13 protein-coding genes are annotated in these 14,388 nt (G+C 70.0%); 12 read left to right on the top strand and 1 reads right to left on the bottom strand.

Annotated elements, in window-relative coordinates; genetic code table 11:
• The first annotated feature begins 1 nt into the window (after window position 1).
• The 3 genes from BJ998_RS40695 to BJ998_RS40685 are packed head-to-tail and all read left to right on the top strand — an operon-like array spanning window position 2 to window position 2,398.
• A complete protein-coding gene (locus BJ998_RS40695) occupies window positions 2–409 on the top strand; it encodes an ATP-binding protein (protein ID WP_184869461.1) in 408 nt (135 codons plus the stop codon).
• Window positions 402–1,637, top strand: a complete 1,236-nt coding sequence (locus BJ998_RS40690) for a PP2C family protein-serine/threonine phosphatase (protein WP_184869460.1) — start codon at window positions 402–404, stop codon at window positions 1,635–1,637. Before BJ998_RS40695 ends, BJ998_RS40690 begins: the two co-directional genes overlap by 8 nt.
• A 5-nt stretch (window positions 1,638–1,642) precedes the next feature.
• Window positions 1,643–2,398: a MinD/ParA family ATP-binding protein gene (locus tag BJ998_RS40685; RefSeq protein ID WP_184869459.1), complete on the top strand. Its 756-nt coding sequence runs from the start codon at window positions 1,643–1,645 to the stop codon at window positions 2,396–2,398.
• A gap of 104 nt (window positions 2,399–2,502) precedes the next feature.
• Here the strand turns inward: BJ998_RS40685 and BJ998_RS40680 are convergent, their stop codons facing one another.
• Window positions 2,503–3,555 (bottom strand): arabinofuranosidase catalytic domain-containing protein, encoded by a 1,053-nt coding sequence (locus BJ998_RS40680; RefSeq protein ID WP_376776033.1) that lies wholly within the window; start codon window positions 3,553–3,555, stop codon window positions 2,503–2,505.
• Between the two features lie 387 nt (window positions 3,556–3,942).
• Here BJ998_RS40680 and BJ998_RS40675 point away from each other — a divergent pair, with 387 nt between their 5' ends.
• The 9 genes from BJ998_RS40675 to BJ998_RS40635 all read left to right on the top strand — a co-directional run bounded on the left by BJ998_RS40675 (window position 3,943) and on the right by BJ998_RS40635 (window position 14,388).
• Window positions 3,943–4,962, top strand: a complete 1,020-nt coding sequence (locus tag BJ998_RS40675; protein WP_312890628.1) for a LacI family DNA-binding transcriptional regulator — start codon at window positions 3,943–3,945, stop codon at window positions 4,960–4,962.
• A 15-nt stretch (window positions 4,963–4,977) separates the two neighbouring features.
• On the top strand, window positions 4,978–6,213 hold the full coding sequence (locus tag BJ998_RS40670) for an FAD-binding protein (protein ID WP_184869457.1): 1,236 nt from the start codon (window positions 4,978–4,980) through the stop codon (window positions 6,211–6,213).
• A gap of 88 nt (window positions 6,214–6,301) precedes the next feature.
• Window positions 6,302–7,339, top strand: coding sequence for a LacI family DNA-binding transcriptional regulator (locus tag BJ998_RS40665; protein ID WP_312890627.1), 1,038 nt, complete (start codon window positions 6,302–6,304; stop codon window positions 7,337–7,339).
• Window positions 7,340–7,560: 221 nt separating this feature from the next.
• The gene (locus tag BJ998_RS40660; protein WP_184869769.1) at window positions 7,561–8,487 is read left to right on the top strand and encodes an ABC transporter substrate-binding protein; all 927 of its coding nucleotides are present in this window, start codon (window positions 7,561–7,563) and stop codon (window positions 8,485–8,487) included.
• A gap of 17 nt (window positions 8,488–8,504) precedes the next feature.
• Window positions 8,505–10,022 (top strand): sugar ABC transporter ATP-binding protein, encoded by a 1,518-nt coding sequence (locus tag BJ998_RS40655; RefSeq protein WP_184869456.1) that lies wholly within the window; start codon window positions 8,505–8,507, stop codon window positions 10,020–10,022.
• Entirely contained in the window at window positions 10,019–11,038 is a 1,020-nt protein-coding gene (locus BJ998_RS40650; RefSeq protein ID WP_184869455.1) for an ABC transporter permease, read from the top strand. The genes BJ998_RS40655 and BJ998_RS40650 overlap by 4 nt, the downstream gene beginning before the upstream one ends.
• The gene (gene yjfF / locus BJ998_RS40645; RefSeq protein WP_184869454.1) at window positions 11,035–12,009 is read left to right on the top strand and encodes a galactofuranose ABC transporter, permease protein YjfF; all 975 of its coding nucleotides are present in this window, start codon (window positions 11,035–11,037) and stop codon (window positions 12,007–12,009) included. The genes BJ998_RS40650 and yjfF overlap by 4 nt, the downstream gene beginning before the upstream one ends.
• Before the next feature lie 25 nt (window positions 12,010–12,034).
• Window positions 12,035–13,714, top strand: coding sequence for a ribulokinase (araB, locus tag BJ998_RS40640; protein ID WP_312890626.1), 1,680 nt, complete (start codon window positions 12,035–12,037; stop codon window positions 13,712–13,714).
• Entirely contained in the window at window positions 13,711–14,388 is a 678-nt protein-coding gene (locus tag BJ998_RS40635) for an L-ribulose-5-phosphate 4-epimerase (protein ID WP_184869453.1), read from the top strand. Before araB ends, BJ998_RS40635 begins: the two co-directional genes overlap by 4 nt.

Here is a 14,388-nt window from a genome sequence, read left to right as displayed (position 1 = left end):
CATGCGTATCACGCTGTCACCGATGCTCGGCGACTTCCAACGACTGGCCGACGCGCTCGCGGCGTTCGCGCGACAGCAGTCACTGCCGGAGCGGCAGCACTACCGCATGCGGCTGGCCGCCGAGGAGTTGTTCGCGAACCTCGTCGAGCACGCCGACCTCTCGGCCGGCGACCGCATCACCGTACAGGCCTGCGACCTGTCCGGCCTCGTGCGCCTGGTCGTCACCGACACCGCAGCCCCGTTCGACCCGACGCGCTGCGACACGTGTCCGAGGACGAGCCCGGTCGAGCCCGGAGGAGTGGGGCTGTGCGTGCTGCGGTCGATCTCCGACCGGCTCGACTACCGGCGGGTCGACGACACGAACGAGACCACGGTGGTGATCATGCGAACGGAGCGGGACGATGACTGACTCCCTCGACGCCGAGGCCGTTCTGCTGGTGGGGGACCGCGGCCCGCTGGCCGACCGCGTCGCCACGCTGCTGTCCGCACGGCCGTATCTGGTGATCCGGCTGGGAGAGGAGGTCCCGGTGCGCATCGACGTGGAGATGATCTGCTCGATGCTCGACTCGGTGGCCGCCGTGCTGCTGCCCGACGACCTGACCGCCGAGGACGCCGGCCGGATCCGCGAGCGGGCGCGCGAAGCGTCGGGCCGCCCACCGGTGATCCTCTACACCGGCGATCCGGCCGTGGTCGCCGACTACCAGGCGCGCGGCCTCGACGTCCTGGCCAGCCCGTTCTCCGCGTCGTACCTGGCCCATCTGCTCGACCGCGGCCGCAGCGGGAAGGAGGCGGAGCTGGCCCGCGCGCTGGGCAACTACCAGCGCGAGCTGCAGGCCGGGGCGCACGTGCAGCAGAACCTGCTGCCGACCGAACCCGCCCCGAACGGCTGGCGAGTCTCCGTGCGCTCGGAGCCCGCGCGCACCGTGTCCGGCGACTTCCACGACACCTTCCCGCTGCTGGGCGGCCGTCGGTTCGGCTTCGTCGTCGCCGACGTGAGCGGAAAGGGAGTGAGCGCCGGACTGTACGTGGCACTCATCCGCGGGCTGCTTCGGCGGTTGGTCCAGGACGGCGCCAACCGGACCGCTGTGCACGAGATGCTCGAGCACTTCCACGGGGAGCAGCCTGTCGCCGACGAGACGGTGCCCCGCCGATTCGCGGCCGGAGAGCCGCAACTGCTGGAGGCCGTGCGCACCGTCAACGCCTACCTCGCAGAGTCCCGGTCGGGGTCGTACTTCGCCACCCTGTTCGCCGGCGCGCTCAACCCGGAGACCGGCGCCGTCAGCTACGTCAACGCCGGGCACCCGCCCGGCCTGCTGCTGGGCGCCGACGGCTCGGTCCGGCGGCTGGACGCCACCGGACCCGTTGTCGGTCTCGTGTCGGGCGCGGACTTCGAGACCAAGACCTTGACCATCGAGCCCGGGGAGACGCTGTTGCTCTACACCGACGGCATCACCGAGGCCCGCTCGATCTACGGGAATCTGGTCGGTGAGCCCGCGCTGATCCGGGTGCTGCAGGACAGCCACGGCGATCCGGAACGGCTGTGGCCGCAGATCCGCTCGCTGGTGCTGGACCAGACCGACGGCCGCTTCCGCGACGACGTCACGGCCATGGTCCTGCAGCGGACTCGGAGGGGGTGACGACGATGGACGCAAGTGTCGTGCTCGTGCATTCGTGGGCCGGCGGGCGGGGCTGCACCCAGCTCACCGCCAACCTCGGATGGTTGCTGGCCCAGCGTGGGCTGCGGGTCGGCATGGTCGACCTCGCGTTCGGTTCCGCCGCGCTGCACCTGCCGTACTCGCTGGAGTGCGGCGCCGGGGTGGTCGGGCTGGCCACCGTGCTGCTCGGCGACCGCGAGCTGGCCGAGGCCGTGGTCGACCTGACGTCCCGCCTGCCCGGGCGCGGGCACGGGGACCTGCTCACCCTGCTGCCCGGCTACCTCGTCCGGGACAAGGAGGTCGAGTTCGCTCTCGCCCAGGAGCTCGACTTGGGCCTGGTGACCGACGTCATCGACCGGATGATCGGCCAGTATGCGCTCGACGTGGTGGTGCTGGACACTCAGAGCGGGCTCAACGCCATGGCCATGGTCGGCCTGCTGATGGCCGACGTGCACGTGGAGTTGAGCGCCGTCGGCTGCCGTTCCGAGGCCGAGTGCGACAGCGTGTTCAGCTTCCTGCGGGTCGAGTTCGAAGGAGCGCCCGAGTTCGTGCCCGTCGTCTCCCATCTCGACTCGCCCGGCGGGGTCGTGCTGCCGCCGGGCGACCGCTCGCTGTCCCTGCCCCATTCGCCGGCCTTGGCCGAACGGGGACCCGGCGGCCTCGTCGCGTCCAGCCATCCGCGGGATCCGCTGACCCGTGCCTACCTCCAGTTGGCCGACGTGGTGACCGATCTCGTGACCTAGCCCGACGTCCAGTCGTCACGGATCAAGGCCGGAGGCGACGACGACCTCGGCACAGGCTGAGCTGGTCGTGCGCGTGCCAGGGTCGTCGTCGGCCTACACCCCGGTCAGCGGTATCCCGCCGAGACGATGTTGGCCTGCACGGAGTTCTCGGTGGCGTCGGACGGGTAGCCGGAGGTCATCACGCCTTCGTAGAAGGTGCCGGCCGATCCCTTGCTGTTGTCGCCGCCGATGCCGAGGATGATCGCGCCCTCCTTGTGCATCGGGTTGTAGCCCGAGACGTTGGGCCTCTGTCCACTGTAGAATGTCGACAGTCCACCGGATTGCGCATTGCCGCCGCGGATCGCCCACTTGTTGGGGCCGCCCTTGACGATGGCGGTGAGGTAGCGGTGGTTCACGGTCGGGTCGTTGGCGTTGTAGTGCTGGTTCACGCCGGAGAACAGGCCGTTCTCCAGGTCGGCCATGATCCACGGTCCGTTGCCGGACCCGTAGCCCCAGACCTTGATGTTGCCGAAGTAGATGGCCTCCATGTGGCCGTTGCCGGTGTCGTTGTTGCTCGTCTCGGCGTTGCCGTAGTCGAAGCAGCAGCCGCCGTTGTAGTGCGTGCCGTCGAAGATCGCGTACATCCCCTCGGCCCGGTCGCCGGTCGCGATGCCCGAGGTGTGGTCGTTGCGGTAGCCGGTGCCGGGGGCGACGAACACGCCGTACACCTTGTGCCCGTTGACGGTGGTGGGCGCCGCGGTGGCATTGGCGAGGTTGTCGGGCCCGCCGGCCGCGCCGCCGCCGGGCGCCTGGGTGAGGTTGTTGCCCCGGCCGGACTGGTCGTAGATCACGGTGATCAGGCAGGTCGTGTTGGCGCAGAACGAGTCCTGGGCCCCCGCGTTGGCGTAGCCGCCGGCCGACACCGGACCGATGTTGGCCGTGCGGCCGTCCGAGCTACGGCGGACCTGGTACAGCGACCCGTTGTACGACGCGTAGAGCGCCCTGGTCGTGCTGTGCGCGGCCACGCACGGCGTGCCGCCGGCCGCGTAGATGTCGCACGGACCGCTGCCGGCCGCGGAGGCCGTCTGCGTGCCCACCACGCCGACACCCGTGAGGGCAAGGCCCACGGCCGCGGTGGTCACCGCCAACCGCCGGCCGGCACTTCCCAGCTTTCGCACGAATGTGCTCCCTTCAGAGGCAGAAGGAATATGAATCGGCGCTCCGAAAAGAAGGTCGGCATTCCCCAGACAAGCGGTGTTAGCGCTAACAGGTAACCCTGAAGACAGAACCGAGTGCCGACCTCCGGCAGGGAGTGGAACGGAGCGCTGCGACGCAGATCACTATCGACCTTCGCCGAGGTTACGTCAAGGTTTCCGGCGGATGCCCAGCTCAGCGGTCGAATGTGGGCGGTCCGGAACGTCCGGACCGGGTGTGCGGGGCGAATGTGTTCGACACATTCGACGGGCAGGACTGTTTACGATTGCCACCACGCTTGTGTGCACTCCTCGTTCTCCTCTACTTTCGCTCCTCATCGGCGGATTCGACGGCAAGGGGGCCGGCACGTGGTGACGATCATCGATGTCGCGAGGGCGGCGGGGGTGGCGCCGAGCACGGTGTCGTACGTTCTCAACGGAAAGCGGTCCATTTCCGCCGAAACGCGGCGACAGGTGGAACAGTGCATCCGCCAACTCGGCTACCGGCCTCTCAACCGGCGGACGGCGGCCCCGAGGGACCGGACCAATGTGCTGGGCCTGCTGGCGCCGCTACGAGCCGGCGTGAACATGCCGTCGCTGACAAGATTCGTCGGGGCGGCGATGCTCGCGGCGCGCGCCCGGGGGCACGACCTGTTGCTGCTCACGCACGACTCCGGCATGGCGGGGTTGCGGCGGGCGATGTCGACGGCGGTCGCCGACGCGCTGATCGTGCTGGACGTGCATGCCTCGGATTCGACGATCCCGGCGCTGATGACGCTGGACCGCCCGGTGGTGCTGGTCGGGACGCCGGACCGGCCGACCGGCCTGGCGTGCGTGGACGCCAACGTCGGGGTGGCCGCCGAACGCGCGGTCGGGCACCTGGTGAACCTGGGGCACCGGGCCGTGGGCGTGGTGGGGTCGCCGCTGCCGGCGCACACGCGCGGGGCCGACTATCCGCGGCGGTTCACGCAGGCCTTCGAGGCGGTGGCGGGGAAGTGGGGCCTGCGCGCCAGCCGGCGTCCGTGCGGCGAGTCGGGCGAGGCGGTGCGCAGCTGCCTGGACGCGATGTTCACCCAGGACCCCGGCATCACCGGCCTGGTGGTCGAGAACGAGGCGACGCTGCCCGGCGTGCTCGAGCACCTGGGCCGGCGCGGCCTGCGCGTGCCCGAGGACGTCTCGGTTGTGGCCGTGTGCCACGAGGACGTGGCCGAGCGGCCGCCGGTCCGCTTCACCTCGGTGGCCGTGCCGACCGCCCAGCTCGGGGAACTCGCCGTCGAGCTGGCGCTGCGGCAGTTCGACGAGGGCGCCGTGCCGGAGGTTCGGCTGCTCACGCCCGGCCTCACCGTCCGGGAGAGCACCGGACCCGCACCCGTGACAGCGTCGTGCCCATGATGTTAGCGTTAACAAATGGAAGCAGTGAACTGGGCCGGCAACCTCGTCTACAAGGCGGATCGGATCCTCCGCCCGCGCACGGTGGACGAGGTGCGCGAGATGGTCGCGGCCGCGCCGAGGATCAAGACGCTCGGCACCCGGCACTGCTTCAACGACATCGCTGACTTCGACGGCGGCGTGCAGATCGACATCGGCGGCGTCGAGGCGCCGATCGAGTTCGACACCGCGGCCGCGACGGTCACGGTGAGCGGGGCGACGCGCTACGGCGAACTCGCCCCCGTCCTCCATGCCCGCGGATTCGCGCTGCCGAACCTGGCGTCGCTGCCGCACTGCACCATCGCCGGCAGCGTCGCGACCGGCACCCACGGCTCCGGCCGGCGCAACCAGGGACTCGCGTCGGCGGTGTCGGCGCTGGACCTCGTGACGGCCGACGGCGAGCTGCACAGCTTTGCCAAGGGGGACAAGGACTTCCCCGGCGTGGTGGTGAACGTCGGCGCGCTCGGCGTCGTCACGCGCATGACGCTCGACCTCGTGCCGGCGTTCGAGGTGCGGCAGAACGTCTTCGACGCGTTGCCGTGGGACGCGTTGTTCGAGCATGTGGACGAGATCGAGGATGCCGCATACAGCGTCAGCCTCTTCACCAACTGGGCCAACGACGCCGTCGACCTGGCCTGGCTGAAGACCGTCGGCGAGTCGCGAACCGAGCTGTTCGGCGCGACGCCCGCCGACGGGCCGAGGCATCCCGCGCACGCGGCCGGCCTGCCCGCCGACAACTGCACCGAGCAGCTCGGTGTTCCCGGGCCGTGGCACGAACGGTTGCCGCACTTCAAGCTCGGCTTCACGCCGAGCGTCGGGGACGAGCTCCAGTCCGAGTACTTCGTGCCGTATCGGCATGCCGCGGCGGCGTTCGAGGCGCTGCGCGGGCTCGGCGACCGGATCGCGCCGCTGGTGATGTGCTCGGAGATCCGCGCGATCGCCGCCGACGACCTGTGGCTGAGCCCGGCGCAGGGCGGCGACCGGATCGCGCTGCATTTCACGTGGTACCAACGGCGATCCGAGGTCGAGGCGCTGCTGCCGCTGATCGAGGAGCGGCTGGCGCCGTTCGGCGTCCGGGCGCACTGGGGCAAGGTGTTCCACCACCGCCCGACCGACGAGGCCTGGCCGATGCTGGCGGACTTCCGTGACCTGAGGGCACGGCTGGACCCCGACGGTGTGTTCGAAAATCCTTATGTGGCCCGCAATATCGGCTGAATGCCGAACCGTTACGTTCACGCCATTGACCACGCCGCTGTTATCGCTAACACTGTCCACCTCAACGGCACGACGGGAGCTGACCTAAGTGGCACGGATCTCCGAGGACGGTCGCAGGGGCGGCGCGCAGGCTGTGCGCCAGGCCAGCCTGACGGACGTCGCCGAGCTCGCGGGCGTGTCGCACATGACGGTGTCCCGGGTCATCAACGGCACCGGGCCGGTCCGACCCGAGACCCGCGCCCGGGTGCAGGCCGCGATCGAGGAACTGGACTACCGGCCCAACTCCGCGGCGCGGACGCTGGCCACCGGCAAGTCCGAGACGCTCGGCGTGGTGGCGCTCGACTCCACGCTGTTCGGTCCGGCGAGCATGCTGTACGGCATCGAGCACGCCGCGCGTGAGGCCGGCTACGCGATCACCATCTCCAGCGTCAGCCGCCCGCAACTGCAGTCCATTTCGGACGCCGTCGAGATCCTGCGCCGGCAGGCCGTCGAGGGCATCCTGGTGATCGCGCCGCACGTGTCGGCCGGTCACGCTCTGGAGGTCGTGCCGCGCGACGTGCCCCTGGTCGCCGTCGGCGCCGCCGAGTCCGCCCCGGTTCCGGTCGTCACCGTCGACCAGTACGACGGCGCGCGGCGGGCCACCGAGCACCTGTTGGCGTTGGGCCACCGCACCGTGTGGCACATCGCCGGTCCGTCCGACTGGCTGGAGGCCAGGGACCGGGAACTGGGCTGGCGGGAAACGTTGGAGGCGCGGGACATCGAGCCGCCGCGCATGCTCCGTGGCGACTGGAGCCCCCGCTCCGGCTACGAGGCCGGTCGCGCCCTGGTGACCGAGCGCGGCGTCACCGCCGTTTTCGTCGCCAACGACCAGATGGCCCTGGGCATGCTCCGGGCCTTCGCCGAAGCCGGCGTCTCGGTTCCTCGGGACGTGCACGTGGTCGGCTTCGACGATGTCCCCGAGTCCGCCTACTTCAGCCCGCCCCTGACCACCGTCCGCCAGGACTTCATCGAGGTAGGAAGGCAGGCGTTCGAGTTGCTGCTGGCACGACTACGCGACGAGGACCGCGGCGCCCGGCATCTGATCACCCCGGAGCTGATCGTCCGCGAGAGCACCGGCCCCCGGTAAGGCGTTCAGCCCGTCGCTGGACCAGACCAATCCACTCTTCGGAGCTTCGGCCGTCGGCCCTTGACTCCGAGGCCGAGGGTTCAGGCCTCCCGAGCCTCGACCCCCGGCTCTGCATTCCTGTTGTGTTAACGCTAACAGCACAGATCAACGCTGATCGAGGAGTGACCGTGGTGCGTAGCAGAGTTGCCCTGATACTGGTGGCCGGCGGACTCGGCCTGACCATGCTGACCGGCTGCGGCGGCGGCGGTGGGTCGGCGGCCTCCGGCAACGGGACCGTGACGCTGGGCTTCGCCCAGGTGGGCGCCGAGAGCGGCTGGCGGACGGCCAACACCAAGTCCATTCAGGACTCGGCCAAGTCGGCCGGCATCACGCTGAAGTTCTCGGACGCGCAGCAGAAGCAGGCCAACCAGATCCAGGCCATCCGCTCGTACATCCAGCAGCACGTGAACGTGATCGCCTTCTCGCCGGTGGTGGAGACGGGCTGGGACACCGTGCTGAAGGAGGCGAAGACGGCGAACATCCCGGTGATCCTGACCGACCGGGCCATCGACTCGCAGGATTCCTCGCTGTACAAGAGCTTCCTCGGCTCCGACTTCGTCAACGAGGGCAAGGAAGCCGGCGACTGGGTGGCCAAGGAGTACGCGTCGGCCACCGGCCCGGTGAACATCGCCGTGCTGGAGGGCACCACGGGCTCGGCCCCGGCCAACGACCGGTCCAAGGGCTTCAACGACGTGATCAAGGCCGACCCGAAGTTCAAGGTCGTCGCGTCCCAGGACGGTGACTTCACCCGCGCCCAGGGCAAGCAGGTGATGGAGTCCTTCCTCAAGTCGCAGAGCAAGATCGACGTGCTGTTCGCGCAGAACGACGACATGGGCCTCGGCGCGCTGGACGCGATCAAGGCCGCCGGCCTGACCCCCGGCAAGGACATCAAGATCGTCACGGTCGACGGCACCCACGACGGGCTGCAGGCGCTGGCCGACGGCAAGTTCAACTACGTGGTCGAGTGCAACCCGCTGCTCGGCCCGCAGCTGATGGACCTGGTCAAGAAGGTCGCCGCCGGTGAGAGCGTGCCGAACCGGATCCTGACCAAGGAGACCGCGTTCGACCAGGCTGCCGCCAAGGCCGCGCTGCCAAGCCGCCAGTACTGACCGGAGAACGGCACGTCATGACCCAGCCCCGCGAGATCCTTCGGATGACCGGAATCCGCAAGCGGTTCCCCGGCGTCACCGCGCTCGACGGCGTGGATTTCCGGCTGTTCCCCGGCGAGGTGCACGCCTTGATGGGGGAGAACGGCGCCGGCAAGTCGACCCTGATCAAGGTGCTGACCGGGGTCGAGGGCGTCGACGACGGCTCGATCGAGCTGTCCGGCGCGGCGGTCGCCTTCGGCGGTCCGGACCAGGCCCAGCAGGCCGGCGTCAGCACGGTCTACCAGGAGGTGAACCTCTGCCCGAACCTGTCGGTGGCGGAGAACATCTTCATCGGCCGGGAGCCGCGGCGGTTCGGCCGGATCCAGTGGTCCCGGATGCGCAGGCGCGCCGAGGAGCTGCTGGCCCGGCTCGATCTGGACATCGACGTGTCGGCCGAGTTGTCGACCCAGTCGATCGCGGTGCAGCAGATGGTCGCGATCGCCCGGGCACTGGACGTGTCGGCTCGCGTGCTGGTGCTCGACGAGCCGACCTCCAGTCTCGACGCCAAGGAGGTCGAGCAGCTGATGACCGTGCTGCGAGCGTTGCGCGCGGACGGCATGGCCATCCTGTTCGTGTCCCACTTCATCGACCAGGTGTTCGCGATCGCCGACCGGATGACCGTGCTGCGCAACGGAAAGCTCGTCGGCGAGTACGTCACCGCGGAGATCACCCCGGTCGAGCTGGTGACGAAGATGATCGGCAAGGAACTGGCCGCGCTGGACGAGTTGGAGGTGTCCGAGCGGTCGACGTCCGTCGAGCAGCGGCCGGTGCTGGTCGCGGCCGAGGGACTGGCTCGCACCGGAGGCATCGAGCCGTTCTCGATGGCCATCCGCCAGGGCGAGGTGGTCGGGCTGGCCGGACTGCTCGGCTCCGGCCGGACCGAGCTGGCCCGACTGCTGTTCGGCGCGGACCACGCCGACGGCGGCACGGTCGACATCGACGGGCAGCGGGCGCACCTGCGGTCCCCGCGCGCGGCGATGAGCCACCGTATCGGGTTCTGCTCGGAGAACCGCAAGACCGAGGGCCTGATCGCGGAGCTGACCATCCGGGAGAACATCGCGCTGGCGATGCAGGCCGGCCGCGGCTGGCTGCGGCCGATCTCCCGGCGGCGGCAGCTGGAGCTGGCCGCCCGCTACATCGAGGCGCTGGACATCCGGCCGGCCGATCCCGAGGCGGTGGTCGGCACGTTGTCCGGCGGGAACCAGCAGAAGGTGCTGCTGGCCCGGTGGCTGGCCACCGAGCCGCGGCTGCTGATCCTGGACGAGCCCACCCGCGGCATCGACATCGGCGCCAAGGCGGAGATCCAGAAGCTGGTCGCGACGCTGTCGGAGGACGGCATGGCGGTGCTGTTCATCTCCGCCGAGCTGGAGGAGGTGCTGCGGCTGAGCCATCATGTCGCGGTGCTGCGGGACCGGCAGGTCGTCGCCCAGCTGACCAACGACGGGCTCACCCCGGAGGAGATCATGTCGACCATCGCGGACGGGGGTGCGGCATGACCAGGCACCGGCTGTTCTGGCCGGCGGCCGCGCTGATCGCGCTGCTGCTGGGCAATCTGGTGGTGTCGCCGCGGTTCTTCGCCATCGAGATCCGTGACGGCCACCTGTACGGCAACCTGATCGACATCCTGCGCAACGGCTCGCCGCTGATCCTGATCGCGGTCGGCATGACGCTGGTGGTCGCCACCCGGGGCATCGACCTGTCGGTCGGCGCGGTGGTGGCGGTCAGCGGCGGGATGGCGTGCGTGCAACTGGGCAGCACCAGCGTGGTGGTCGCGGTGGCGCTGGCGCTCGGCCTGTGCCTGGTGCTGGGCGCGTGGAACGGCTGGCTGGTGGCCGGCCTGAAGATCCAGCCGATCGTGGCCACGCTGATCCTGATGGTGGCCGGCCGCGGGCTGGCGCAGCTGATCACCGGCGGCCAGATCGTCACCGTGTCGTCCGGCCCGTACCTGGCGATCGCCGGCAGCTACCTGCTCACGCTGCCGCTGTCGTTCCTGATCGCGATGGCGGTGTACGCGCTGACCTCGCTGGTGGTCCGGCGCTCCGCGCTCGGCATGCTGCTGGAGTCGGTCGGCGGCAACCCGGAGGCGAGCCGGCTGTCCGGCCTGCGCTCGGGCCGGCTGATCTGGCTCTGCTACGTGTTCAGCGGGTTGTGCGCCGGCATCGCCGGCCTGATCATCAGCTCCAACGTGACCGGAGCCGACGGCAACAACGCCGGCCTGTGGATCGAGCTGGACGCGATCCTGGCGGTGGTGATCGGCGGCACGCAGCTGACCGGCGGCCGGTTCTCCCTGGGCGGCACGGTGATCGGCGCGCTGCTCATCCAGACGCTGACCACCACGGTCTACGCGCTCGGCATCCCGTCCCAGGAAACCCTGTTGTTCAAGGCGGTTGTGGTGACGATCGTGTGCCTGGTGCAGTCGCCGGCGTTCCGGGCGAAACTGGTCCGGCGCCGACGGCGGCCGCAGCCGCCGGCCGTGACCGTGGAGACGGAGAAGGTCGAGGTGGCGTCATGACCGCCCTGTCCACACGGTTCGTGCCGCAGCGGCGCTACCTGCCGGTGCTGGCGGCGTTGGCGCTGTTGATCGGCGCGTACGGCTTCGGCGCCGTGCGGTACCCGGCGTTCGGCAACGGCCAGGTGGTGCTGGACATCTTCATCGACCACGCCTTCCTGCTGGTGGTCGCGGTCGGGGCGACATTCGTCATCCTCACCGGCGGCATCGACCTCTCGGTCGGCTCGGTCGCCGCACTGTCCACAATGGTCTCCGCCGACCTGTTGCAGCACAAGGGCTGGCCGGCGTTCGCGGTGATCCCGTTCGTGCTGGCCATCGGCGCGGTGCTGGGCCTGGCGATGGGGCTGGTGATCCACTACTTCGAGATCCAGCCGTTCATCGTCACGCTGGCGGGCATGTTCCTGGCCCGGGGCCTGTGTTACACGATCAGCACCGAGTCGATCTCCATCACCGACGGCACGTACACCGCCATGGCGCAGACGCCGATCTCGCTGGGCGGTGGCCTGCACGTGTCGCCGAGCGTGGTGATCGCGCTGGTCGTGGTGGCGATCGCCGGGTACGTCCTGCACTTCACCCGCTTCGGCCGCACGGTGTACGCCGTCGGCGGCAGCGAGCGGTCGGCCCTGCTGATGGGCCTGACCGTGGCCAGGACCAAGGTCGCCGTCTACACGATCAGCGGCCTGTGCTCGGCGCTGGGCGGCATCCTGATCGCGTTCTACACGCTGTCCGCCGACCCGCTGGGCGCGGTGGGCATGGAGTTGGACGCGATCGCGGCGGTGGTGATCGGCGGCACGATCCTCACCGGCGGCTCCGGCTACGTGCTGGGCACGGTGCTCGGCGTGCTGGTGCTCGGCATCATCCAGACCCTGATCACCTTCGACGGCACGCTCAGCTCCTGGTGGACCCGGATCGTGATCGGCGCCCTGTTGTTCGTGTTCATCGCCCTGCAGCGGCTGATCGCCCGTTCGCGCTGATCAAGCCCCCGAGAAGGAAAGAGCCGTGACTGATGTGTTAGCGCTAACAGACAGCCTCGTGGTCGGCGTCGACTTCGGCACGCTGTCCGGCCGGGCCGTGGTCGTGCGGGTCCGTGACGGCGCCGAACTGGGCAGCGCGGTCTTCGAGTATCCGCACGCGGTCGTCGAGGAAACGCTGCCGTCGACCGGGCGGACGCTGCCGCCGGACTGGGCGCTGCAGGTCCCGTCGGACTACGTCGACGTGCTGCGGCACGCGGTCCCGAACGCCCTCAAGGCCGCCAACGCCAAGCCGGAAGACGTGATCGGCATCGGCACGGACTTCACCGCGTGCACGATGATCCCGGTCACCGCCGACGGCACGCCCCTGTGCGAGCTCGACGAGTTCCGAGCCGAGCCGCACGCCTACGTCAAGCTGTGGAAGCACCATTCCGCCCAGGGGCAGGCCGACCGGATCACCGACCTGGCCCGCAACCGGGGCGAGAAGTGGCTGCCCCGCTACGGCGGCCTGATCTCGTCGGAGTGGGAGTTCGCCAAGGGGCTGCAGATCCTGGAGGAAGCCCCCGCGGTGTACGCCGCGATGTGGCGCTTCGTCGAGGCGGCCGACTGGATCGTCTGGCAGCTCACCGGAAACTACGTCCGCAACGCCTGCACCGCCGGCTACAAGGGAATCCACCAGGACGGCGCCTACCCGAGCCCCGACTACCTGCGCGAGCTCAACCCCGCCTTCGAGAGCTTCGTGGTGGACAAGCTGGCGCACCCGTTGGGACAGCTGGGCGACGCCGCCGGCACGCTCTCGGCGCAGGCGGCCGAGTGGACCGGCCTCCCGCAGGGCATCGCGGTCGCCGTCGGCAACGTCGACGCGCACGTGACCGCGCCCGCCGCGCAGGCGGTCGAACCCGGGCAGATGGTCGCGATCATGGGCACCTCGACCTGTCACGTGATGAACGGCGCCGAGCTGCGCGAGGTGCCGGGCATGTGCGGCGTCGTCGAGGGCGGCATCGTGCCGGGCCTGTGGGGCTACGAGGCCGGGCAGAGCGGCGTCGGCGACATCTTCGGCTGGTTCACCCACCACGGCGTCCCGCCCGAGTACCACGAGACGGCCAGGGAACGCGGTATCTCCGTCCACGAGCTGCTGACGGAACTGGCCGCGCGGCAGCGGGTCGGCGAGCACGGCCTGCTGGCCCTGGACTGGCACAGCGGCAACCGCTCGGTGCTCGTCGACCACGAGCTGTCCGGCCTGATCGTCGGGCAGACGCTCGCCACCCGCGCCGAGGACACCTACCGCGCGCTGCTGGAGGCCACCGCCTTCGGCACCCGGATGATCATCGACACGTTCATCGACGCCGGCGTGCCGGTGACCGAGTTCGTCGTGGCCGGCGGCCTGATCCGCAACCCGCTGCTGATGCAGATCTACGCCGACGTGCTCGACATGCCGCTGTCCGTCATCGGCTCGGCCAACGGGCCGGCGCTGGGCTCGGCCATCCACGCCGCGGTCGCCGCCGGGGCCTACCCCGACATCCGCGCCGCGGCCGCCGCCATGGGCTCGGTGGAGCGCGACGTGTACCTGCCGATCCCGACCAACGTCTCGGGCTACGAGGAACTGTTCACCGACTACCTCACCCTGCACGACCACTTCGGCCGGGGTGCCAACGAGGTCATGCGCCGGCTGAAGCGGCGCAGGCGCAAGGCGAAGGAGCAGCAATGACCGTCAGCGCCGAGGTGCGCGACACCGTCCAGCGACTGCGCCGCACGGTCGCCGACCTGCACGGCGAGCTCACCCGCAACGGCCTGGTGATCTGGACGGCCGGCAACGTGTCCGCGCGGGTGCCGGACCGGGACCTGATGGTGATCAAGCCGTCCGGGGTGTCCTACGACGAGCTCACCGAGCACAGCATGGTCGTCACGGACCTGCACGGCGAGCTGGTCGAGGGGGAGCTCGCGCCGTCATCGGACACCGCGGCGCACGCCTACGTCTACCGGCACATGCCCGAGGTCGGCGGGGTCGTGCACACCCACTCCACGTACGCGACGGCCTGGGCCGCCCGGGGCGAGCCGATTCCCTGCGTGCTGACGATGATCGCCGACGAGTTCGGCGGCGAGATCCCGGTCGGACCGTTCGCGCTGATCGGCGACGACTCGATCGGCAAGGGCATCGTGGACACCCTGCGGGCCAGCCGCTCGCCGGCCGTGTTGATGCGCAACCACGGCCCGTTCACCGTCGGCAAGGACGCCCGCGCCGCGGTCAAGGCGGCCGTGATGGTCGAGGACGTCGCCCGGACCGTCCACATCGCACACCAGCTCGGCCAGCTGCCCGCGCTGCGCCGCGAGGACATCGACCGGCTCCACGACCGCTACCAGAACGTCTACGGGCAGCGCTGA

The organism is Kutzneria kofuensis, assembly GCF_014203355.1.
GTDB lineage: Bacteria > Actinomycetota > Actinomycetes > Mycobacteriales > Pseudonocardiaceae > Kutzneria > Kutzneria kofuensis.
Note: the sequence above shows the minus strand (reverse complement) of the source record. Positions and strands in the feature narration are given on the sequence as shown.